Below are 22467 nucleotides of genomic sequence, written 5' to 3' on the forward strand. Positions count from 1 at the left end.
ATGATATGTATTCGACGCCGCGCATTCCGCCCCAACCATTCCGCCAACCTTTGGCAATGAGGTCGCTTTGGAACTCGATCAGCTACGCAATTTCTTGAGGGTCGCCGAGTTTGGCAACTTCACTCGCGCTGCCGAAGCGATCGGACTCTCCCAACCGGCGCTCAGTCGTTCGATCGCGCGGCTCGAAGAGGAACTGGGGCAGCCGGTTTTTGAGCGTCAACCGCGGCTGATCGCGCTGACCGACGCGGGGCACATCCTGCACGATAGGGCTCGCCAGATCTTAGCGCTGGTCGACGACGTCCATCGTGAGATCACCGACGATGGCGAGACCGGCACGATCCGGCTGGCAGGCATTCCGACGATCGTCCCCTATTTCCTGCCGCCGCTGCTGCGCGAATTCGGCCAAGCTTGTCCGGCGGCGACGGTTCGCGTGCAGGAGGATACGACCGAGGTCCTGCTGAAACAGCTGGCCGATGGTGAGACCGACCTCGCGATCCTCGCTCGACCATTGGACGCGAAGCATCTGGATTTCGAAGACCTGTTCGAAGAGGAACTGCTGCTGGTGATGTCGCCACAGCATCCGCTGCGCGACAAACCTCAGATCCACTTGGCCGATCTCGATGCGATGCCGTTTGTGCTGTTGGGCGAAGCGCACTGCCTGACGCGAAACATCGTACAATTCTGCCAGCAGAAGTCGTTGCAACCGGTCTCGGTCGAACGGACCAGCCAACTGGCATCGGTCCAGGAACTGGTGACGCTGGGACACGGGATCAGTTTGATCCCCGCGATGGCTCGGGCGTTGGACGCTTCGGATCGGCGGATCTACCGATCGCTCGCCGGCAACCAACCAACGCGACAGATCGTGATGGCCTGGAATCCGTACCGATTCCAGAGCAAGCTAGTGCTCCGCTTCCAAGAGTGCCTGCGGTCGTTCGTGCAGAACCATCCGCCAAAGGCACCGGGGCACGAGAGTTAGCAGTCCCCAATACCAGCACGAAGCGCAAGCGAGTGGATTTTCCTGTCACTCGCTTGCGCTTCGTGCTCGTATTGCCAGGGAGGGTGAGAAACCTGGCTCAGGCAAACAAAAAAAGTGCACTCGCCGATCGACGAATACACTCATGATGAGATTTAGAGATGTTATAAGTGGACCTGCTGCCAAAGCCATCTCCGAGCTTTCGATCTCCCAAGGTTATGGAAAACCACTCAGCTGCTGTCCGGAAAGAATATTAACGACCGTCCGAACCTTTGTCTACTTCAACACGTAGTCATTGAGCACTTTTTCAAAAGCGTTGATTTTGTGCGGTTTCCGGGCGTGATTTGCCCGCTGGATTGATCGCCATTGAAGCGTAAAATCCGGATTCAATGGGACCGCAGGCAACTTAAGGTTTCCCGCAAGGGATTTGCGCTGAGCGAAAAATAGTTGCAATTTTTCCGCCCGACACTTCCACTGGCCCTACAAATCGTCCAGCCGAGGCCGCTGCCGGACGCGAATCGCCTCGCTAGCAAACCTCGACCGACGCTTCGATTTTAAGACGCTAGGGCGCGGCTGACGTCGGTTCGATAGGCGACCAGTGCGGGGACAAAGCCGGCGATTGCGGCGAGTCCCAGGACCAGCGGCAGGACGTACAGTTCTGCCGATGTGGTGCTGAAGAAGTTGACGGGGACGCCGGTTCGATCTTCGATCGTGCCGCTAGCCAGAGCGATCGCGCCGTGCGCGGCGATCCAGCCCAACAGCCCGCCCAAGACGGCGATCATGCCGCTCTCCAACAGGATGATCCACATCACGGTGCCTCGCCGAGCTCCCAGCGCCCGCATCACCGCGATGTCGCGGCGGCGGTCGTTCATCGAGTTGTAGATGCTGACAAGGATCCCGACGCCGGCGACGATGCAGGTGATCGCGGTGATCAGCAGCAGCACGTAGCGGATCGGATCGACGAACTGTTCCATCAGTTTGGAAATCTCGCCGATCGGCGTCGCAGCTTGAGCTTGCAGGCCTTCGTTGATCACGTTTTGCAGCATCATCGCAAACATCGTCTGCGACGGACGCAGCAGGATCGCGGTGACTTCACGTTGGTCCAACGGCAGCGGAGTGTTGGGAACCGCTCCCTCTTCGCCGGCGACAACAACTTCCTCTTCGACTTCGGCTTCTTCCTCTTCGTCGCCATGTTCGCTCGGCTTGGCGTGGCCTTCCATCAAATAGAAGCCTTCCATGTTCACAAACGTCGCCCGGTCGTTGGGCGTGCCGGTCGGTTTCAGGACGCCAACGATCTTGAATCCGAGGTCGTGCCCCTTGCCATCGGGATCGCCGTGGGTTGGGTTGAACGTGTCGCCGACTTTGATGTTCATCGTCGAAGCGACTCGCGATCCAACAACCGCTTCGAAGAAGCCGTTCTCTTCGCTGTGCGTTTGGAAGTTCCGCCCCTCGCGAAATTCGTAAGGCTGGTCGACGTCGGGACCGTGCTTCAGATTATCCAGGAACGCAGGCGTTGTTCCGACGACGCGGTACTCGCCAAAGTAGTCGCCCAGGCAGACGGGAATCACGAGTCCGCCGGAGTCGCTGCCGGTGTAGAGCGAGAATTTGCCGGGGCGATCGGGTTCGTCCAAGTGACCGCCATAAGCCGCCAGTTGCCGCTCTCGCTCCTCCTGGCCAAAGAACTCCAAATAGTAGTCGTAAGGCAGGTTTTCGACGGGTTGACTGAGGTAATAAACCGTGTTCAGGGTCAGCTGCAGCGGGCTCCCCTTGGCCCCGACCACCAGGTTGTAGCCAACGGTTGCGTTGCGTTGGAAGGCGTCCGAAACGATGCCGTGAATCGACAGCACCAGCACGACCAAGCCGACTCCTAGAGCCAACGAGATCGTGGTCAGCAGGGTCGACAGTCCGCGTTGTTGGGCGTTTCGCCAGGCGATCTTAAAGAGGTTCATAGTGTTTGCAATTCCGTCGGTTCGATTGCGGGGTGACGCGGGATCGTCTTAGATGCTGGCGGTCGCCATGGCGCGATTGAGGTCTTCGAACTTTTCGATCCGATCGAACTGTTCCGCTACCTGCATGCTGTGCGTAACCAACAGCAGCGCCACCTGTTCCTCGCGGCAGGTGTCGCGGATCAGATCGATGATCGTTTGTTGATTCGCGGGATCGATGTTCGCTGTCGGTTCGTCGGCCAGCAACAACTTGGGACGTCCGGCCAGCGATCGCGCGATCGCAACGCGTTGCTGTTGACCAACCGATAACTGGCTGGGCTTGTAGTGCATCCGATCGGCCAGCCCGACGCGTTCCAACAGATGCCGAGCTCGGGCGATGTCGTGGCGTCCGCTGCCGAAAGTCATTCCCAGACGAACGTTCTCTAGCGCCGTAAACCCGCCCAGCAGGTTGAAGGTCTGGAAGACGTAACCGATCGCCCCGGCGCGGAACCGATCGCGGCCGGCTTCGCTGAGCCGCGCGATGTCGTAGCCATTAACGATCACCTTGCCACCGTCCGCTTTGGTGATCCCAGCGATCGTGTGCAGCAGCGTCGACTTGCCGCCGCCACTGCGGCCGATCAACACGACCTGTTCCCCCGCATCGATCGAAAGCTTGGGGATGTCCAGAACCGTCAGCGTTCCCCCGCCAGGCTGAGGGAACTGTTTCTTCACGTCAACAAGTTCAAGCATCGTAGGCTTTTCTTTGGGGGAGGGAGGGAGATGTGGCCGCGTTTGCAGCGTGGGCTCGAACCTGACAGTACGCATCGAAACGCGAAGTTGTTTGGTGGAGCTTCGGATTCGCTGGATTTTAGGCGTCTAACGCGATAGCAAACCGGCGGCAGGCGTTCTGCGTCGTCTGGTCTGCAAATTGCTGCACCGAAACGCCGCGGGCCTCAGCCAAACACTCCGCCGTGTGCTGAACATACCACGGTTCATTGGGGCGTTTGCTGCGGAAGGGATGCGGCGTCAGGTAGGGGGAATCGGTTTCGATAAGGATCCGATCGGCGGGGATCTTTGCGGCGACGTCGCGAAGATCCTGCGACTTCTTAAACGTCACCATCCCGGCGAAACTGATGTCCATCCCCAGGTCCAGGCACTTTTGCGCCAGTTCCCAGTCGCCGGTGAAGGAGTGCATGATGCCGTTGACCGGCCCCTGTTTGCCCGCGTCTTGCAGCACCTGCAAAACCTCGACTTCGCTGTTTCGCATGTGGACGATAAACGGCAGTCCGGTCTGCCGGGAGAGTTCGATGTGCTGCTCGAACAGCGTCTGTTGCAGCGGCAGCGGCGCGTTGTCGTCCCAGTAGCAATCGAGGCCCGTCTCGCCGATCGCTTTGACTCGCGGATGTTTGGCCAGTTCGACGATCTCGTCCCAATCGCCCGCATCGGGTTTGCCGACGTAGGTCGGTTGAATCCCGACGGCGGCGTAGACGTCGGGGTAGCGATCGGCTATCTCGATGCATTTGCGACTCGACGCCGCGGTGGTTCCCATCGCCAAGGTGCAGACGACACCGGCGTCGCGGGACCGCTGCATCAACGCGTCGCGATCGTCGTCGTAGCGCGGGTTATCGAGATGGGCGTGGGTGTCGAACAGTTTCACGATTGAATCAGACGGAAAAGAAGTAGCGGGTCAGGTGATAAAAGACGGGAGCGGCAAAGCAGACGTTGTCGATGCGGTCCAACAGCCCGGCGTGCCCTTGAACCAAGGTGCCGGTATCGGTCACGCCGCGGTCGCGTTTGATCGCACTTAAGGTCATCGTGCCAGCGGATGACATCATCGCCACGATCATCGACATCACCGCTGCTTCGTACCATTCAAACGGCGTCGCCCACCAGAGTGCCGCGCCGATCGCTCCGGTCGAAACGATGCTCCCCAACAGTCCCTCCCAGGTGCGGCTGGCGTTGATCTCTTTGGCGATCACATGGACGCCGGCGAATCGATTCCAGGCCTGTTGCAGCACGTCGGCGATCTGGGCGATCAGGATGAAGAAGAACAGCAAGCTAACGGGGCTGCCATCCCACTGGACCTTGCGGCTGCTGCTGAGGTTCAGGTCCAACATCGCCGGGGCGTAGCTGAGCGAATAGACGCAGATCAGTAGACCGACTTGGATCTTGGCGGTCCGTTCCAGGAACCGCTTCGAATCGCCAGCCAATGCGTTTCGCGCCGGGATGAACAGCGATCCGTAGACCGGGATCATGATGCTGTAGAGACCGTAATAGGCCGGGCCCAAGGCGATCAGCACATATTGCAGCGGCGTGAAGATAAAGAAGACCCAGAAGAGCGTTCGGTGATCGCCGCGCCGCGTCGGGGTCATCGTGACAAATTCGCGGAGCGCCCAGAACGAAACAAATCCGAACAACAACACCGTCACGCCGCGGATGAACTGGTCCATCAAGAAGGCGAAGACCAGGATCGCCGACATCATCAACCAGACGCGAACGCGATGGTTGAACCGCTGCAGCAGCGCCGGGTTCATCATCGAACTCTGCCGTCGTTCCAACAAACGGCCGGTCAACAGCAGGATCGCCAAGACGGCGACAACCACGCCCAGCAACCAGAAGGTCGATGTCGTCATCTGCGCCACGGCCAGCGGCAGCGACGAATTCAGCAGCGGCAACAATGCAGCATCACAGATCATGCAAATCGACTCTCACCACTGCCGGCTTCGACATGGCCGATCTCGGTGCACTCGCATCCGCCAGCCCGCACCAGTTCCATAATCTTGGCAGCGTAGAAATCGCTGACGACCAAAACCAGCCCCAATCCCATATTAAAGACTCGCTGCATCTCTTCATCGGCGACGTCTCCCAATCCCTGCAACCAAGGGAAGACCGGCGGCATCGGCCAGCTGTCGGGTTGGATCACCGTATCGACGGTCTTTGGCAAGATCCGCGAGAGGTTCTCGTGCAGCCCGCCGCCGGTGATGTGAGCGATCCCGTGGACGACATGTTTGACGCGGTAGTGCCCCAGCACGCGACGCAGCATCGACGAATAGATCCGTGTCGGTCGCAGCAATTCATCGGCGACCGATGCGCCGCCCAGTTCCGCGGGGCAGGCATCCAACGCGATCCCGGCATGCGAGATGATCTTGCGGACCAAGCTGTAGCCGTTGGAGTGGATGCCGTCGCTGGAGATGCCGATGATCTTGTCTCCCGGGACGATCGATTTGCCATCGACCAAATGTTTGCGATCGACGACGCCGACGGCAAACCCGGCTAGGTCGTAATCTTCGGCAGCGTACATGTCGGGCATGATCGCCGTCTCGCCACCCAACAGCGCACTGTCGGCTTGCAGGCAACCGTCGCTGATCCCTTTGACGACCTGTTCCAACCGATCGGCATCGTCGCGTCCCATCGCGATGTAATCGAGAAAGAAGAGCGGTTCGGCGCCGGTGCAGATCAGATCGTTGACGCACATCGCCACCAGATCGATTCCCACCGTATCGTGGCGGCCGGTCATCTGAGCGACTTTTAGTTTCGTGCCGACGCCATCGGTTCCGGCAACCAGAATCGGATCTTCGTAGTTGCGGGAGAAGAGCGGGCTGGAGAAGTCGAGCTTGAACAGCCCTGCGAATCCACCGTCGTTGGAAACCACGCGGGGGCTGAACGTTCGCCGGGCAAGGGAGGGCAACCGCTGCATCGCTTGAGCGTACAGATCGAGATCGACTCCGGAATCTTTGTAGGTTACTGGCATATCATTCGTCGATTGGTAGCTTCGGGCACGTCTGCCCAAACGCGGCGTTTTGCAGCGGAAAGGCGAAACCGCCCATCCTACTTGGAATTTGTGAGTGCCCCCAGAGAAAGCGGGATGCTGGGGGCCGCACCATTATGCCAAGATTTGCCCGCCGATAGCAGGCCCGGTCCCAATGCCACACCGCAAATAGCTGGAGTCGACGTTTTCGCTGGAGTCGAGGCTTCAGCCGACGAATTGCTGGAGTGGAGGCTTCAGCCGAACGGGGGTTGGAGTTGCCCGTATTTCGGCTGAAGCCTCGACTCCAGCGAATACGCAACTTAAAACAGGCGGTTGTAGCCGTTTAACGCGGCGACGCGGTAGGCTTCGGCCATCGTGGGGTAATTGAAGGTCGTGTCGACAAAATAGTCGATCGTGTTGTGTCCTTCGGGCTGATTCATGATCGCCTGGCCGATATGGATGATCTCGCTCGCCTCGGCTCCAAAACAGTGCACGCCCAGCACCTCGCGGGTCTCGCGGTGGAACAGGATCTTCAGCATTCCCGCGGTCCGGCCGGTGATCTGTGCCCGGGCGAGACTCTTGAACTGCGACGAACCGACTTCGTACGGCACACATTCCTCGGTCAATTCGCGTTCGGTCTTGCCGACCGAACTGATCTCGGGACTGGTGTAGATCCCGGTCGGGATGTCGCGAATTCGCAGATTCGATTCGACCTCGACGCTGTCGGAAAAGTGTCGCGCCGCGGCGCGGCCCTGCGTGTACGCCGCACTGGCCAGCGAGGGGAATCCGATCACGTCGCCGACGGCATAGATATGATCGCGAGCGGTTTGGAATTGCTCATCGACCTCCAACTGGCCCCGCTTGTCGGGCGTTAAGCCGACGTTTTCCAAGCCCAAGCCGTCGGTGTTGCCCTGCCGGCCGTTGGCCCACAGCAGCGCATCGCTCTTCAATTGCTTGCCGCTTTTGAGATGCAAGATGACTCCGTCGTCGACCCCTTCGATTTTGTCGAGCGTTTCGTTGTGGCGAATCACAACGCCTTGATCGCGCATGTGGTACGCGAGAGCGTCGATGATCTCATCGTCCAAAAACTCCAGCAGCTTGGCCCGCGTGTTGATCAAATTGACTTTGATCCCCAGGTTGCGAAACATCGATGCGTATTCGCAACCGATCACTCCGGCGCCGTAGATCGTGATCGAAAACGGCTTTTCGTCGATTCCCAGAATCGTGTCGCTGTCGAAGATTCGTGGATGTTCAAAATCGACATCCGGCGGATGGTAGGGACGCGAACCGACGGCGATCACGATCTTGTTGGCCGTCACCTTCTGATCGCTCTGGCCATCGATGCGGATCGTGTGATCGTCGACAAAGCTCGCTTGGCCGACCAGGACCGGCACGTTGTTGCGATCGTAAAACGTCTGCCGCATCGAGACCTGTTTGCCGATGATCTGTTGAGCGCTGCTGCGCAGCTGCTTCATCGTCGGGTTGGCGTGTACGCCGCAGGCTCGCAGCACCGGGCTGCCCAGCGCGTTCATGACGCTCGAGATCGAATACCGCAGGGCTTTGGATGGGATTGTCCCCCAGTGGGTGCAGCCGCCGCCAATCGACGTATGCCGCTCGACCACCGCGACTCGCAGCCCCGCTTTGGCGGCTTGCATCGCCGCCCCCTCGCCTCCAGGCCCCGTTCCAATCACCAAAACATCGTAATCGTAGGTTGAATTGCTCATCCGAGCGATTATCGCACTAGACCGCCGAATCGCACAAGTCGCGGTGTCGCGCGTCGAATCGGCTGACTCAGGGGATCGCGACAGCGGGGCCGCTAACTTGGTACATTACACGCCCTCGTGCCGAAGATTTCCCACCAAATTAATCGATCGCCCGCTGCAAAGGTCCTGCGTTGAAGTATTTGATCTGGTTTCTGATTGTCGTGCTGGTGGTCTTGCACCAAGACTATTGGCAATGGAACAACGCGACGCTCGATTTTGGGTTCCTACCCCGAGCGATCTCCTATCACGTCGGGATCTCGATCGCCGCGGCGACGCTGTGGTTGCTGGCGACCAAGTTCTGTTGGCCCGATGCAGCGATCGAAGGTGAGTTGAAGGAGGGCGACCGATGATCCAGTTGGTTGTAATCCTGATCTACCTGGCGCTGCTGATCACACTGGGACTAGCCGCCAATCGGCTGTTTCGCGGCACCGCAAAAGACTACATGTTCGCCAGCCATTCGATCGGCCCATTCCTGCTGTTGATGTCGCTGTTCGGAACGACGATGACCGCCTTTGCGCTTGTCGGTTCGACGGGCCAAGCGTTTCGCGCCGGAGCGGGCGTGTATGGGCTGTTGGGTTCGGCCAGCGGAATCGTCCACTCGCTGTGCTTCTTTGTGATTGGAGTTCCGCTGTGGCGACTGGGCCAGCGGAACGGCTACCGCACTCAGATTCAATTCTTTCGCGATCGCTTGGACAGCCACGCGATCGGTTTCCTGTTGTTCCCGATCTTGGTCTTCTTGGTGATCGGTTACCTGATGGTCGGCGTACTCGGCGGCGGCGCGGTGGTCGAAGCGGTCACGCAGGGAGCGTTCGAAAAATCGGGGATGTTTGCCGCGTCGGGATATGGCGTTCCGTCAGCTATCGCGTCGGCGGTGATCTGTCTGGTGGTGCTGGTCTACGTCTTTTTTGGCGGCATGCGAGGCACCGCTTGGGCAAACGCTTTCCAGACCGCTGTCTTTATGGTTCTGGGAGTTGTCAGTTTTGTCGTGATCGCCGGAGCGATCGGCGGCACCGACAGCTTCATCGAGAATCTGCGGATCGCATCGTCGCAAGTCGACGAGAGCCAGCTGACGCGGGCCAAGATTCCCAAGCCGCTCTTCTTTTCGTTCCTGTTGATTCCGCTGTCGGTCGGAATGTTCCCGCACGTCTTCCAGCATTGGTTGACGGCCCGGAATGCCAATGCGTTTAAGCTGCCGATCGTGATGCACCCGATCTTTATTATGATCGTTTGGGTTCCCTGCGTGCTGTTGGGGATCTGGGCCAGCGGTCCCGAGTCGGGAATCGCCGACGCGTTGGCGGCGATGGACCCGCACGATCGCGGCAACGCGGTGCTGGGATTGTTGGTCAGTACCCATGCCGGTCCGCTGTTGGGCGGGTTGTTGTGCGCCGGCATTCTGGCGGCGGTGATGTCGTCGCTGGATAGCCAATTCCTTTGCCTGGGGACGATGTTCACCGAAGACGTTCTGCAAACGGGGGACTCCGAGGGCCGCGACGATCAGAAAACGGTGAGGATCGCGCGAACATTTGTCGTCGCCGTGGTGCTGGCTACTTATTGTCTGAGTCTCGTGTTGCCTCGCAGCGTATTCGACCTGGGGCTGTGGTCGTTTGCCGGCTTCACCGGGCTGTTCCCCTTAGTTTTTGCGGCGATCTACTGGCGACGGCTGACCGCCGCCGGCGCGATCGCCAGCGTGATCGCAGCAATTTCGACCTGGTTCGTGCTGTTTTACCGCTCCGATTTCGGCGGCAACCCCCGCTACAGTTTCCCGGAACAGCCGCTTTCGCTGGGCTTTTTACAAGTCCCGCCATTGCATCCGGTGGTTGCGGTTTTTGTCGTTTCAGCAATTACACTGGTGCTCGTTTCGTTGGTCACCAAGCGGCCCGACGCGGCAACGCTGGAAAAATTCTTCGGCGGTTCGCCGCAGAAATGATCGCCGCGGTGAAGCCGCCGATCCGACACGTTTTGGTCGCCGTCGACCGCTTGAATCGTCCCTGATTACAAAACCCCGCGGGCAATCGCCGCTGGGGTTGTTTCGCAACCCTGTTGGCAATCGATACAAAGGAGCTTCCAGCACTTGGTTTGGGAAAGTTGGTTTACGATCGCCATCGTTTGCGTCTTGCTGTACGCGTTGGCTCGCCGCTGGGCATCGACCGATCTGTTGGTCCTGGCCAGCCTAGCCGCCTTGGTCACAGTCGGCGAACTGTCGACAGCGTTTGCCTTGGACAGCCGGTCGTTGAACCCGGAGGCAACCTTCTATCTGCCGACCGTCGCTCAAGCGATCGACGGATTTGGCAGCCGCAGCGTGGTCACGATCGCGCTGTTGTTCGCCGCGGTCGTTGGGCTGGAATTGACTGGCGGCACCGAACTGGCAACCAGTTGGTTGTTGCGGCGACCTAAATCGGCCGTCGATGCCCAGCTGCGCCTCGTCGCTCCCGTGGCGGCGCTTAGCGCGTTCCTGAACAACACTCCGATCGTCGCTGCGATGTTGCCGGTCGTGACCGATCTGGCAAAGAAGATGCAGGTCAGCCCCAGCAAGTTTTTTCTGCCGCTCAGCTACGCCGCGATCCTTGGCGGGATGTGCACCTTGATGGGAACCAGTACCAACATCATGGTCTACGACATGATCCAACAGAGTCCCGGTGGGCGGCCGCTGCACTTTTTCGAACCCGCTTGGGTTGGATTGCCAGCGACCTTGATCGGGATCCTGTACATGACCGTTGGCAGTCGCTGGTTGATGCGCGATCGCAAGCCCGCGGTCAGCACCAGCGACGATCCACGGCAGTACACCGTGGAGATGGAAGTGGTTCCCAGCGGCCCCTTGGCCGGACAATCGATCGAAGATGCGGGGCTGCGGCATCTACCAGGCCTCTACCTCGCCGAGATCGAACGGGGCGGCGAGGTCTTTCAAGCGGTTAGGCCGACACAGAAGCTGCAGTCGGGCGATATCTTGATCTTCGTCGGGATGCTCGAATCGGTCGTCGATCTGCAAAAGATTCGAGGGCTGGAGATCGCGTCGGAACAGGCGCGGAAAGTCGCCGCGCCGGCCTGGAACCGATCGCTGGTCGAAGCGGTGGTTTCGCCGCGGTGCCCGTTGGTCAGCAAATCGATTCGCGAGGGAGGCTTCCGCACGCATTACGGAGCCGCCGTGATCGCCGTCGCTCGAGGCGACCGCCGCGTGCCGGGCAAGCTGGGCGATGTCGTGCTGCAGCCCGGCGACGTGCTTCTGTTGGACGCGCCCGCTTCGTTCACTCAATCACGCCGCGATACCCGTGATTTCTTCCTAGTCAGCGCCGTTGAAAACGCTTCGGTCCGACGTCCCGAACGGGCCTGGATCGCTTTGGGAGTGATCACGTTGATGGTCTTGGCGGCTGCGAGCGGATTCCTGGACCTGACCACTGCGGCGCTCTGCGCGGTGATCGCCATGATCTGCTCGCGTTGCTGCACGTCGACCGAAGCCCGACGCGGGATCGATTGGTCGGTGCTTGTCGTGATCGGCGCCGCCTTGGGAATTGGCAAGGCGATGGAGACGACCGGCGCAGCAGCTGGAATCGCCGACACGATCTTGTTGCTCGCCGGCAACAACCCGATGTTTGTCCTGGCGGCGGTCTATCTGTCGACGATGATCTGCACCGAATTGATCACCAACAACGCGGCAGCGGCGCTGATGTTTCCGATGGCCTGGAGCGCAGCGTCGAGCATGCCTGGCGTCGATCCATTGCCCTTTGCGATCGCGGTGATGATCGCCGCGTCGGCCGGCTTTGCCACGCCCTTTGGATATCAAACCAATCTGATGGTCTACGGCCCCGGCGGCTATCGCTTCACCGATTACCTGCGGTTTGGCGGTCCGTTGGACTTGATCGTGTTCGCCGTGGCGATGGTCATGATCCCCTGGGTCTGGCCACTGCAGTGAGATCATTAATATTGGTACGCAGGCCGACAGTCGACGATTCGCGGACTTCGATCTACGGTTAAACTTCAGCTGAGTTCGCCACGTTTCATTGCGTCGACTGTCAGCGACTTGCGGGCAGCTGGCGAAGATTTGATTGTTCGCTGAGTTCGCCACGTTTCATTACGTCAACTGTCAGCGACTTGCCGGCAGCAGCCGAAGATTTGATTGTTCGCTGAGTTCGCCACATTTAAACCAATCCAACGGAGTCGATAGCGGGTGTTTTCGAAAGGGATGAGCCAAACGGTCTCTGCGAGGTTCTGTCGCCGAATGGCTACGGGGTTTCACGCTGGCGTCGACCTGCTGAAGCTGTGTCAGCGGGAAGCGCAGCACGGATCGCCAAAGCACAAAGCGGCGATGGAAGCTGTCGCCGCCCAGCTCCGCGACGGCACGCCGATGGCTCGCGCGATGATCGACGTCGCCGAGGGAAAATATTTCCCGCCGCTGATGATCCAAATGGTTCACATCGGCGAGACGACGGGGCGGCTGGAACGCACACTCAAGGAATTGGCCGATCACTACGACCATCGGATCGCGATGCAGCGGATGTTTCTGATGGGGATCGCTTGGCCGATGCTGCAATTGATCGGCGGGATCGCCGTGATCGGGTTGGCGATCCTGATCACGCAGATGCTCGGATCGGAATTCAATGCCGTCGGTCTCAACATGACGCAGTACCTGACTCTTGTCTTCCTGTTCTTCGGTTCGATCACCGCGGCGGTGCTGGCACTCAAGTTCAACGCGTTTGGATGCCATCGATTGTTCGCCCTCGTCTATCGGATTCCCAAGGCGGGTGAAGCGTTGCAGACGATCGCGTTGTCGCGGATCTGTTGGACGCTGTCGCTAGCATTGGATTCGGGGATGGATGCGATGCGGAGCGTGAAGATGGCGCTGCAGAGCACGCAGAACGATCACTTCGCCTCGCGAGCCGATACCGCGATCGCGACGATCAAATCGGGCGGAACCCTCACCGAATCGTTTGCCTCCACCGGCATCTTTCCCGAAGAATTCCTGCACTTTGTCGAAGTCGCCGAACTCTCGGGAACCGACGCCGAATCGCTCGGAAACCTCGCCGATGTCTACGATCAACGCGCCAAAACGGCCACGCGAGTCCTGGTTGGTGTGATGACCGGAGTGATTTGGGCTGCCGTTACCATCATGTTGGTCGCTATTATTTTGAAGATGGCCATGAGTGTGTTTGGGGTCTACGACGAAGCGTTAAAGATGTAGCCAAGGAGTTGGGAAATGATGTCGCACAACAAAGTTATCGGTTCGACGCAGTGGATGCTCGTGACGTTGGTCGCCGTCGGCATGTTATCGTCGCTCGTCATTCTGAGAGCCTATGGACAGGAACCGACATCGCCCGACGCGGATCAAAAGATCCAGGATTCGATCCGCAGCGCGCTGCAAGGCGAATCGTCGACCGCGCCGGCGGAAGAGCCGCTGTTGGGCGACGTGCTGGATTTAATTCGTCGCCAGGGAAGCATCCTCGACGGATCGACTCTGGATACCGAAGACGATCCCAAACCGGAGCAGGCGAAATCGACCGCGGTCTCCGACGCGCACTATCGCGTCGCCGAGATGCTGTTGAAGACTTCGCGGATGCTCGCCGCGCTGCCGAGCCAAAGCGACCTCGAGCGTCAGCAGTTGGTGCGCCAGATGCGACGGCAAGCAGCCAAGTGCCTGCAGAGCGGAGAACCAACACCGCCGGGCGACGTTTTCTTCCAGCCGGCGGGCGATCAAGTCGCGCCGCTGCAATTTGGCGACGATACAAACGAAGAGTGAATAGAATCGCGAAACGGCAATCGACAATTGCCAGCGATAGTATCGGCGATCAGCCTTCGCCAGTCTCTTTCCGCAACAGCACGCGCAATCCGTCCAAGACGCGAGAGAAGCGATTGCGGGCCCGTTCGACCAGTTGATTTTGCGCTGCGTCGCGAGCTCGTTTCGCCGCCAAATCCTTGGGCGACATTTTCACGCGCCCCGATTGAATCGCAGCATCCTCTTGGCGCAGCTGTGCCGTTCGCGAAGCGGCTGCGGCAGTGAACTTGCCGTAGATACCTTCCATCGTCTGCAGTGCGTCTTGAAAGTTACCCATGCGGAAATCGCGATCGCGGACATGCGCGATCAAGTCGGCTCCCGGACAGATCCCCGACCGATTCGCTGCGTCGGCAAGTTGCGAGAACGCTCCCTTGTCGAGGATCTTCGCCGTCTCCGCCGATTCCTGTAACGCATTGCCACCGATCACGACGTCGTCATCGTCTTCGATTGGCGGCGCAGCGGCGGTCGTTTGTGGTGCAGGGGTTGGTGCCGGCGCGGATGTCGAAGTTTGGGTACGCTGGCTGCTGCCGCTGTTCTGCGGAAGCGGTTTCAGGCGGACGACACGGTCGCGTTGGCCCAGCTTTAAAAACGTCGGCAGGTCGATCGTTCGCAACCGCTCGCCGGTGATCGCCGACTTCAACCGCACGCGCTCCGGATTATCCGACTTGCGGACGAGCGCGAGATAGGTCTGTCCGCCGCCATCGATGAAATAGAGCTCACCGGCTCGCACGTCTTTGGCGTCGCTCACGGGGCGAACTTTAAAGCAGCGATCGATCAGATCGCGTTGATTGGTCGCCGCCGGTGCCGCGACAAACTCACGAATGAACTGCTCCAACGACGGCGACTGCTCTTCGCCGCTGTGCGTCAATTCTTCGCTCGCCTCGCCATCGATCGTATCCTCGTGCGATTGATCGACCACCGCGGCTTGCTGCGACTGCTCGCGAGCCTTCCGCGCCTCGGCGCGTTGGATCAACGTCGGCAGCGCCGCCTGCATCTCATCCAACTTCTCCATCACCTCGCGGTAACGGGTTTGTTTTTTCTGCAACCGCCGCTCTTTCGCTTCCTGCTCGCTCGATTTCCGCCCCCCGGACTCTTCGATCTTCGTCCGCATAACACGAATTTTGCTGCTCTCGTAACGTTGTTGGATCCCTTGCAACTTTTCGAGCGTTTGTTGGTAGTCCTTGAGCGCGAACAGCCCCTGTGCATCCATCACGGAGGTCGCGTCGGAATTACCTCGCATCAAACCATACAAGTCCTTGAAGTCTTGCTCGTCCACCAATTCAATCCTATTACAATTTGGGAAGGGAGCGGCCTTGGGGCGCAAGTATACTGGGTCGACAGCGGAATGTTTCCACGTCGTCGATCTCGTTCCATAGAATTATGTCCGAAGATCAAGGGCAAGTCGAAGCATTGGCAGGTTCAGCCGTTGTGCAGATGCTTGCTTCGACGCACCGTTTCAGCTTAACTTGCACTAGTTCCCAGCTATTCGCAATCCAACCGGCAGCACGGCTAATCCAAGAAAATGCAACGATTTTGTTTACAGATCATCGCCTGCTGGTTGATTGGCATGGTGATTCCCGCGGCGGCCGACGAACCCGCCCGCGCCTTCCTCGATGGGCTCCGAGCGCGCGGCTACCACGACATCGCGCTGGAATATCTGCAGTCGCTAAAATCGAATCCGGCGGCTCCTGCAGACCTGAAGGAGGCGATCGAATTCGAACGCGGCGTGACGTTGATCGAAGCCTCTCGGTCGCAAAACGATCCCAAACTGCGGACCCAATTCCTCAGCGATGCCGAAGCGGCGCTAAAGGCGTTTGCGGAAGCGAATCCCAGCAGCCCGCAAGTCAACGCGGCCCGCAGCCAGTTGGCCGGCTTGATCGCCGAACGGGCGCGGATGACTGTCCAGAAAGCCAACGACGGCGGCGGCCCCAAGCTGCTTCAACAGGCGACCAAACAGTACAACGAAGCGGCTGCGGTGTTGACCGAATTAAATAAATCGGTGACTGCCCAGCTGGACAAAATCCCCAAGGTTCTCGATGCCAAGGATCGCAAACAGGCGGAGTTGATCCAACAGCGAACGCAGCTGCGAGCCGATAACTTGCAAACGCAACTGCTGGCCGCCGCGATCCGCGAAGAATTGGCCGACACCGTTGCCGCCGGTTCGCCCGAACAGAAGAAGTATCTCAGCGAAGCGGCCTCGTTGTACGACGGGATCTACAAAGAGTACCGCACGCGGCTGGCCGGTTTGTACGCGCGGATGTACCAAGGCCGCTGCAATCAGCGGCTGGGACAGCTTCGCGATGCCCTCGGTTATTACGGCGAACTATTGGACCAACCCGATGAACCCGAAGCGTTCCGCGTGCTGAAGACCAAGACGCTGCGATTGGCGATGGAATGCTGGCTCGATAATTCGCAGCGGAAATACCGCGAGGCGATCAAGCAGGGCTCGCGTTGGAACAGCCTGGCGCGGCCGCACGAAGACCGCGAACCCGATTGGCTGGCGATCCGATTGAGTCTCGCCCAAGCCTATAAAATGCAAGCCGACGACGCGGGTGAAAACGACAGCCGGCTGGTCAGTCGGTCGATCGCCGAAGCTCGCGAGCTGGCCGAATCGGTTGCCAAGGTACGCTCCGAATTCCAGGACGAAGCGCGCCGACTGGCTGCTCGATTGGGCGGCCCCGAGGACGCGCAAGTCGAATTCGTCCCGGAAAACTTCGAGGATGCAAAGATCGCCGGGCAAGAGGCGCTGCAAGCGATCGCCAGCAGCGATGCGGCAGTCCAACAAGCGACCCGCGAATTGGCGGCGGCCAAAGATGACGCCGCAAAGAAGTCGCTGCAAGAGAAGTTGAAGGCTAGCCAAGCCGCCGCGCAAGCAGCTCGCGACAAAGCGATGCGTCTGTTCCGGCGAGCCCTGGCGTTGGCCGATCGCGATACGCCGCAATCGGAAGTCAACTTCGTCCGCTACTTCATGTGCTATCTGTATTACCTGGAACAAAAGCCATTCGAAGCTGCCTTGATGGGAGAATTTGTCGCCCGCCGGCATCCCACTTCCGCCGGCGCAGTCCCCTCGGCCAAGATCGCTCTGGCCAGCTATGTCAACTTGTACGATCTAGCGGATGCCGAAGATGCCGACTTCGAAGCCGATCGGATCACCAACCTGGCAATGTATATCGCCGACACCTGGCCCAAGCGTCCCGAAGCCGCCGAAGCGCTGACGACGGTGATTCCGTTTGTGATCAACGATGGCGACCTGCCGCTTGCGAAACAGCTGACGCAGCGGATCCCCGCCGGATCGGCGGGACGTCTGCAGGCCGAACGGCAAACCGGGCAAGCGATGTGGGGCCGATACATCACCCACTCACAACAAGTCCGCACATGGGAACAGGAAGGAGCTCCCGAGGGAACCGATCTGGCCAAAGAGCGAACTCAGTTGGAAGAGTTGCAAAAGGGGACGATCGAGTTGTTGTCGGCGGCGTTTGCCAGTCTCGACAAGCAGGGAACTGCTGACACAACAACGGTCACCGCGATGCTGTCGCTCGCCCAAGCCTACGTCGAAACGTTGCAGGGTGAAAAGGCTGTCGAGGTTCTCGAGAATTCAAAGTTTGGCCCGCTGGCGTTGGTCGATAAGAAAGACGCCGCAGTCGCCAATCCCGTCTTGGCCGAAGAGACCTACCGGACCGCGCTTCGCGCCTACATCGGATCGTTGGGCAGCGGTGGCGATGCGATGATGGAAAAAGCCAAAGGCGTGATGGCTTCGATGCAAGAAGCGGTCGCCGACGATGAAGCTGGCAAACAGCGGATGTTGAGCGTCTACATCAGCTTGGCTCAAGACATCGAACGCCAGATGAAAGCTGCCCAATCGCCGGAGGATAAGCGGGCGTTGTCGGTCGTTTTTGAAGCCTTCCTGGAACAGCTGAGCAGCGGATCGAACGATCTGAACGTCTTGAACTGGGTCGCGGAGACCTTCTCCAGCCTAGGCGCTGGATTCACGACCGACGGCGAGATCGGTCCCGATGCGAAGAAGTACTACGACCAATCGCTCGCCGCGTTTGAGAACATGTTGCAGCGTCCCGAACTTCCCGAGGGGACCGCGACGCAGATCAAGTTGCGGATGGCTCAGGTGCAAGCCACCACCGGCGACTTCGATGCGGCGCTAGCGATCTTCGAAGAGGTGCTGGCAAAAAATGCGATGATGTTGAACGTGCAGGTCGAAGCGGCCAAGCTGCTGCAAGACTGGGGCAAGCAGGATGCTGACAAATATCTCGACGCGATGAATGGTCCCGGCAGCGCCGCCGCATCGGTCTGGGGATGGGCGAAGATCGCCAAGACGACGATCACCTACCCACAATTTCGCAACACGTTCTACGAAGCCCGTTACGAATACGCCCGCAGCGCGCTGGCATTGGCTGCGTCGCAACAGGGGACCGAAAAGGACAAGCTGTTGGCGAAGGCCGAGCGCAGCCTATCTCAAACTCAGAAATTGTATCCCACTTTGGGTGGCGATCAGTGGCCAGCCAAATACGACGAAACATTGAAGGAAGTGCAGACCGCGATGGGCAAGCCAGCCGTCGGACTTCCCAAGATCGAACAACCAGCAAACGAAGCCGACAGCGGAGAAGGTAAATGAGTTTTGACAACCTCGATTTAAATGGGACTAGCTTGATGGCTCGACTGCACGGTTCTCCGTTGCCGACCGCTGAAGAGATGGGTTCGCCACAACAACGCCGATCCACAGGTCGGTCGATCGGTCTCTGCGCCCCGATCAAGTGTCTTGCCTTTGCGATGTTAATGGGGCTGCCAGGGATCGCAACGGCGCAATTCGATCAAGTCTATCCGCTGCGTGGCGCGCCGATGAATGGCGAGTTTGTTGGTTCGACGCCAACCGAGGTCACGATCAAGGTGCAGGGGACCGACCGCGAGATCGCGGTTAACGAGATCCGTCGACTCGGTTTCAAAGAGGACCCGGCGGAACTGAAGCAAGCTCGATCGCGAGTCGCCTCGGGCGATTATCAAGCGGCGATGGACGAGCTGAAGAAAATCAATCCGGCCAGCGTCACGCGACCGATCATTCTGCTGGACCTGCAATTCTACTTGGCTTTGTGCGAAGGCAAACTGGCTCTTTCCAGCGGCGGCGACAAGGGAAGTGCCGCGTCGGCGATGTTGGCATTTGTCCGCAAGGCTTCCAAGAGTCACCACTTCTTTGCCGCGGCGGAAATGCTCGGCGATCTCGCTGTCGCGTTGGGCAAATACCCCGAAGCGATCAAATATTACGGCGCGATCTCCGCTCAAGCTCCTTGGCCCGAATACAAGATGCACGCGGTGATGCTCGAAGCCCGCGCCTTGATGGCTCAAAAGGACTTCGCCAATGCGGAGAAGAAGTTTGCATCGCTAGCCAACGCAACCGCATCGACCGCGGAAACCAAGCGTCAACAATTGTTGGCCCAAGTCGGCGTGGCGCGATGCCAAGCGGAGACGCAGTCGCCCGAAGCCGCAATCGCCGCGATCCAGAAATTGGTTGCCGACAACGATGAATCGGATGCCGAACTGTTCGGCCGAGCCTACAACGCGCTGGGTGCTTGTTATTTGAAAGCCAACAAGCCCAAGGAAGCTCTGATGGCCTACCTGCACGTCGACGTCTTGTTTTACGCTCAACCCGAGATCCACGCCGAAGCGCTGTATCAATTGAGCAAGCTGTGGGAGCAAGTCAAGAAGACCGACCGCGCCAACGCGGCTCGCAACCTGCTGAACGACCGCTACGCCGGCAGCCGCTGGGCTAGCATGTAATGCGGTTCCGGCTTCGCTCGCTGTTGCTGGCGGTCCTCCTTGTGGCCGCCTTGTGCCTCGGCCTGCGGAATGCCTATCAGACGATTCGCCGCGTGACCAGTTTTAACGCGTCCCAGTTTGTCGCGTCGATGTGCATCGAGCACATGAAAGCCAATGGCGACTCATGGCCATGCGACTGGGAAGAACTCCGGGACGACTACGCCACCTGCCTTGTGCGATCCGGCCGCGACTGGGATTTCGACGACTTGCAACACCGCGTCGAGATCAACTTCGCCGCCGATCCGCATCATCCCCCATCGACTTCACCTGCGTCACCGCAGCCCGATTTCCGCTTCCTGCGATCGCGATACGGCCAGCCATCGCATGGCCCGAATCAATCTCCCGACGCGAGCATCCAAACCTATCTGCAATCCGCCTCCTCGCAGAAAGGAGAGGGAGCAGAATGATTGGGGCAGAGGCCCCGAGGGATTGCGTGCGATCTGGTGGTCCTTCAGGCGATCGATTGTTGGATCTGATTCCAGCTCCACATCAGCACCACGGCGACGATTACGATCAGGACCAGCGTGTAGATCGTGACGACGATCGAGAGCAGCCATTTCTGCAGCGGCGTGAATTGGCGGCTGATCCACAACAGCGGCAGCCCCAACACTCCGGTCACAAAAAACAGCGTGCCGAGGACGATCGCGCGGTTGTCGGTCAGCTCCTCGATCCAGTGCTTCGCATCGGGCTCGGGCTGCGGCGCGTCGTCGACGAGCGTCGCCGAGACGATCTCGGCTTCGATGGGCGTGGACTTCGATGGATCACTCATCGCTGCTGTCGGATTCCCGTGGCTTGGACTTCTCGGTCACTTCGCGGAGCTTGTCTTGGGCGATCTGAACTTGCCGCTGCATCTCTTGGTTGTCGGCATACAGTTCGACGATGCTGTACCAGATCTTGCGAGCTTCGATCTGGCGGCCTTGAGCTTCCAACGCTTCGGCTTCGGACAACCGGGCTTCGATCAATTTGACCCGCACGCCCGACTGAGTCCCTTCGCGTTCGATCGTCCTGATCTGGCGGTGAGCAAGATTGATGTAGGGCCGCGATTTTTCATCGTCGGGATCCAACAGCGTGACCATGTTTTTGTACTGATCGAGCGCCGAGACCATATCGCCAAACTGTTCGTATTCGCGGCCCTGTGAATACAACCGCTCCGCCTCGTTGCGAATCGGACGGCCATGCTTCAGCTTGATCCCCAACTGGTATTCAGCTTCCAGCATGTCGATCTGGTCGATCTGTTCCATCGCCCAATCGATGTGTTTTCCATCGGGGAAGCGACGCGTCATCGGCATCAGGTATTCGTCTTTGGCGATCCGCAGATTGGTCCGGTTCTCGGTCGCCAACATCCGTTCGGCGCTGGCTCGCAATTTGTCTTCGCTCGGTGGAATGAAGAACCATGCCGCCACGCCAACCAAGACGACTAACGTGAACAGAAGGAACCATGCCTTCTCGTAGAACGACGCGCCGTCGACAGGTTTGAGCACGCCATCGTCGGCTCGCCCCAACACCTTCTTCGCTTCCTGCTTGTCGACTTTCATGTTCAGCGGACTGAAGCCGGCCGAAGCGTGTTCGGCCACGCCGACTCCCGACGCCGATTTGCGGCGGACTTCGACGAAGGCCAACTGAGCCGCTTGCGTGCCAAACGGTCGCCCGGCGGGATCTTTGTCTAACAACTGGTCGATGACGGCGGCGAACCAGATCGGACACTCCATCACGACGGCATTGATCGGCGATGGGACTTCGGTGGCGCTCGCCGCAGCAACCGCTTCGGGCGTATCGCCGGAGATTGGTGGTCGCCCGGTCAGAGCGAAATAGAGGATCGCGCCGAGCGAATAGAGATCCGACTTAACCGACAGATTGCTGGTCGACGTGATCAATTCGGGCGCCCGGCAAGCGTAGTGCAACAACGATGCAGGCTGATTGGTGTGGTAGGGCGAATCGTAGCGATCGATGCGGAAGTCGAGGATCTGCGGCTGCCCCAACGGTTCGATCATGATCTTGTCGGGCTCCAACGCCCCATGAATGATCTGTTGATCGTGCGCCAGAACCATCGCGGCGATCAATGCGTCGGCGTAATCGAGCACCGTTTCCCAAGGCAACCGCCCGCGGCGTTCGATCTGTTGAGCCAGCGTTTCACCCTCGACCAGCTCGTACGCCAAGTAGGCGTCGGTCTCTTCAAACCCGCCGCCGTAGCAGCGGGCGATCGCTGGATGTTGCAATTGTTTCAACCGCGCCCACTCCGCCGCCAGCTCCTTCCGCGACTCCGTCGTCCCTCCCAGCGGCAGCGAAAAGACTTTGATCGCCAACCGAATACGCTGCTCCACATGCACGGCACTCCAGACCGAGGACTGCGAAGGATGGGCACCTAGCTTGGATTCTAGGGCGAGCGGTCCGAGGCGAGAGCGAGACATCGGCGACACAAAATGTGGAAGAGAAACAACAAGGGGCCAGAGATTCCTCTCTATTCTGTTCAC

The 22467-nt window shown here is 59.3% G+C and carries 18 protein-coding genes; 9 read left to right on the forward strand and 9 right to left on the reverse strand.

The annotated features are described in order from the left end of the window. The first annotated feature begins 67 nt into the window (after nt 1-67). Nucleotides 68-976, forward strand: a complete 909-nt coding sequence (locus CA51_RS25335) for a LysR family transcriptional regulator (RefSeq protein WP_145123884.1) — start codon at nt 68-70, stop codon at nt 974-976. A gap of 551 nt (nt 977-1527) precedes the next feature. Here the strand turns inward: CA51_RS25335 and CA51_RS25340 are convergent. The 6 genes from CA51_RS25340 to sthA all read right to left on the reverse strand — a co-directional run bounded on the left by CA51_RS25340 (nt 1528) and on the right by sthA (nt 8370). Continuing rightward, complete coding sequence (locus CA51_RS25340) at nt 1528-2922, reverse strand: ABC transporter permease (RefSeq protein ID WP_145123885.1); 1395 nt, start codon at nt 2920-2922, stop codon at nt 1528-1530. A gap of 48 nt (nt 2923-2970) precedes the next feature. After that, on the reverse strand, nt 2971-3648 hold the full coding sequence (locus tag CA51_RS25345; RefSeq protein ID WP_145123886.1) for an ABC transporter ATP-binding protein: 678 nt from the start codon (nt 3646-3648) through the stop codon (nt 2971-2973). Nucleotides 3649-3766: 118 nt separating this feature from the next. After that, nucleotides 3767-4555 carry a TatD family hydrolase gene (locus CA51_RS25350; protein ID WP_145123887.1) on the reverse strand — a complete coding sequence of 263 codons (789 nt, stop codon included), beginning with the start codon at nt 4553-4555 and terminating at the stop codon, nt 3767-3769. Between the two features lie 7 nt (nt 4556-4562). Continuing rightward, the gene (locus CA51_RS25355) at nt 4563-5594 is read right to left on the reverse strand and encodes a phosphatidate cytidylyltransferase (protein WP_231745896.1); all 1032 of its coding nucleotides are present in this window, start codon (nt 5592-5594) and stop codon (nt 4563-4565) included. Continuing rightward, on the reverse strand, nt 5591-6649 hold the full coding sequence (gene purM / locus CA51_RS25360; RefSeq protein ID WP_145123888.1) for a phosphoribosylformylglycinamidine cyclo-ligase: 1059 nt from the start codon (nt 6647-6649) through the stop codon (nt 5591-5593). Before purM ends, CA51_RS25355 begins: the two co-directional genes overlap by 4 nt. A 317-nt stretch (nt 6650-6966) precedes the next feature. Further along, a complete protein-coding gene (sthA, locus tag CA51_RS25365) occupies nt 6967-8370 on the reverse strand; it encodes a Si-specific NAD(P)(+) transhydrogenase (RefSeq protein WP_145102378.1) in 1404 nt (467 codons plus the stop codon). A gap of 170 nt (nt 8371-8540) precedes the next feature. Here sthA and CA51_RS25370 point away from each other — a divergent pair, with 170 nt between their 5' ends. The 5 genes from CA51_RS25370 (at nt 8541) to CA51_RS25390 (ending at nt 14137) form a co-directional block, all read left to right on the forward strand. Continuing rightward, a complete protein-coding gene (locus CA51_RS25370; protein ID WP_145102379.1) occupies nt 8541-8759 on the forward strand; it encodes a DUF3311 domain-containing protein in 219 nt (72 codons plus the stop codon). Beyond that, nucleotides 8756-10336, forward strand: a complete 1581-nt coding sequence (locus tag CA51_RS25375; protein WP_145123889.1) for a sodium:solute symporter family protein — start codon at nt 8756-8758, stop codon at nt 10334-10336. The genes CA51_RS25370 and CA51_RS25375 overlap by 4 nt, the downstream gene beginning before the upstream one ends. 144 nt (nt 10337-10480) lie before the next feature. Continuing rightward, nucleotides 10481-12316, forward strand: coding sequence for an SLC13 family permease (locus tag CA51_RS25380; RefSeq protein ID WP_145123890.1), 1836 nt, complete (start codon nt 10481-10483; stop codon nt 12314-12316). 306 nt (nt 12317-12622) lie between these two features. After that, nucleotides 12623-13582, forward strand: a complete 960-nt coding sequence (locus tag CA51_RS25385) for a type II secretion system F family protein (RefSeq protein WP_197451473.1) — start codon at nt 12623-12625, stop codon at nt 13580-13582. 15 nt (nt 13583-13597) lie between these two features. Then, on the forward strand, nt 13598-14137 hold the full coding sequence (locus tag CA51_RS25390; protein WP_145123892.1) for a hypothetical protein: 540 nt from the start codon (nt 13598-13600) through the stop codon (nt 14135-14137). A gap of 49 nt (nt 14138-14186) precedes the next feature. On the opposite strand, the gene CA51_RS25395 is transcribed toward CA51_RS25390, so the two are convergent. Further along, entirely contained in the window at nt 14187-15449 is a 1263-nt protein-coding gene (locus tag CA51_RS25395; RefSeq protein ID WP_145123893.1) for a hypothetical protein, read from the reverse strand. A 246-nt stretch (nt 15450-15695) separates the two neighbouring features. Here CA51_RS25395 and CA51_RS25400 point away from each other — a divergent pair, with 246 nt between their 5' ends. From CA51_RS25400 to CA51_RS25410, 3 genes are read left to right on the forward strand one after another with little or no spacing between them, the layout of a single operon-like run. Then, on the forward strand, nt 15696-18800 hold the full coding sequence (locus tag CA51_RS25400) for a sbcc family protein (protein ID WP_145123894.1): 3105 nt from the start codon (nt 15696-15698) through the stop codon (nt 18798-18800). Further along, a complete protein-coding gene (locus CA51_RS25405; RefSeq protein WP_145123895.1) occupies nt 18797-19957 on the forward strand; it encodes a tetratricopeptide repeat protein in 1161 nt (386 codons plus the stop codon). Before CA51_RS25400 ends, CA51_RS25405 begins: the two co-directional genes overlap by 4 nt. A 41-nt stretch (nt 19958-19998) precedes the next feature. Further along, complete coding sequence (locus CA51_RS25410; RefSeq protein WP_231745897.1) at nt 19999-20403, forward strand: hypothetical protein; 405 nt, start codon at nt 19999-20001, stop codon at nt 20401-20403. Nucleotides 20404-20447: 44 nt separating this feature from the next. On the opposite strand, the gene CA51_RS25415 is transcribed toward CA51_RS25410, so the two are convergent. After that, nucleotides 20448-20765 carry a hypothetical protein gene (locus tag CA51_RS25415; protein ID WP_145123897.1) on the reverse strand — a complete coding sequence of 106 codons (318 nt, stop codon included), beginning with the start codon at nt 20763-20765 and terminating at the stop codon, nt 20448-20450. Next, the gene (locus CA51_RS25420; protein WP_145123898.1) at nt 20758-22404 is read right to left on the reverse strand and encodes a serine/threonine-protein kinase; all 1647 of its coding nucleotides are present in this window, start codon (nt 22402-22404) and stop codon (nt 20758-20760) included. The genes CA51_RS25415 and CA51_RS25420 overlap by 8 nt, the downstream gene beginning before the upstream one ends. Nucleotides 22405-22467 lie beyond the last annotated feature (63 nt).

This window comes from Rosistilla oblonga (genome assembly GCF_007751715.1).
Lineage (GTDB): Bacteria > Planctomycetota > Planctomycetia > Pirellulales > Pirellulaceae > Rosistilla > Rosistilla oblonga.

Bases quoted from the DNA above. Each gene is read 5' to 3' on its own strand.
- purM (WP_145123888.1), bottom strand. From the start codon at position 6,649: ATGCCAGTAACCTACAAAGATTCCGGAGTCGATCTCGATCTGTACGCT.
- CA51_RS25420 (WP_145123898.1), bottom strand. From the start codon at position 22,404: ATGTCTCGCTCTCGCCTCGGACCGCTCGCCCTAGAATCCAAGCTAGGT.
- CA51_RS25355 (WP_231745896.1), bottom strand. From the start codon at position 5,594: ATGATCTGTGATGCTGCATTGTTGCCGCTGCTGAATTCGTCGCTGCCG.
- CA51_RS25405 (WP_145123895.1), top strand. From the start codon at position 18,797: ATGAGTTTTGACAACCTCGATTTAAATGGGACTAGCTTGATGGCTCGA.
- sthA (WP_145102378.1), bottom strand. From the start codon at position 8,370: ATGAGCAATTCAACCTACGATTACGATGTTTTGGTGATTGGAACGGGG.
- CA51_RS25400 (WP_145123894.1), top strand. From the start codon at position 15,696: ATGCAACGATTTTGTTTACAGATCATCGCCTGCTGGTTGATTGGCATG.
- CA51_RS25385 (WP_197451473.1), top strand. From the start codon at position 12,623: ATGGCTACGGGGTTTCACGCTGGCGTCGACCTGCTGAAGCTGTGTCAG.
- CA51_RS25415 (WP_145123897.1), bottom strand. From the start codon at position 20,765: ATGAGTGATCCATCGAAGTCCACGCCCATCGAAGCCGAGATCGTCTCG.
- CA51_RS25340 (WP_145123885.1), bottom strand. From the start codon at position 2,922: ATGAACCTCTTTAAGATCGCCTGGCGAAACGCCCAACAACGCGGACTG.
- CA51_RS25375 (WP_145123889.1), top strand. From the start codon at position 8,756: ATGATCCAGTTGGTTGTAATCCTGATCTACCTGGCGCTGCTGATCACA.
- CA51_RS25345 (WP_145123886.1), bottom strand. From the start codon at position 3,648: ATGCTTGAACTTGTTGACGTGAAGAAACAGTTCCCTCAGCCTGGCGGG.
- CA51_RS25390 (WP_145123892.1), top strand. From the start codon at position 13,598: ATGATGTCGCACAACAAAGTTATCGGTTCGACGCAGTGGATGCTCGTG.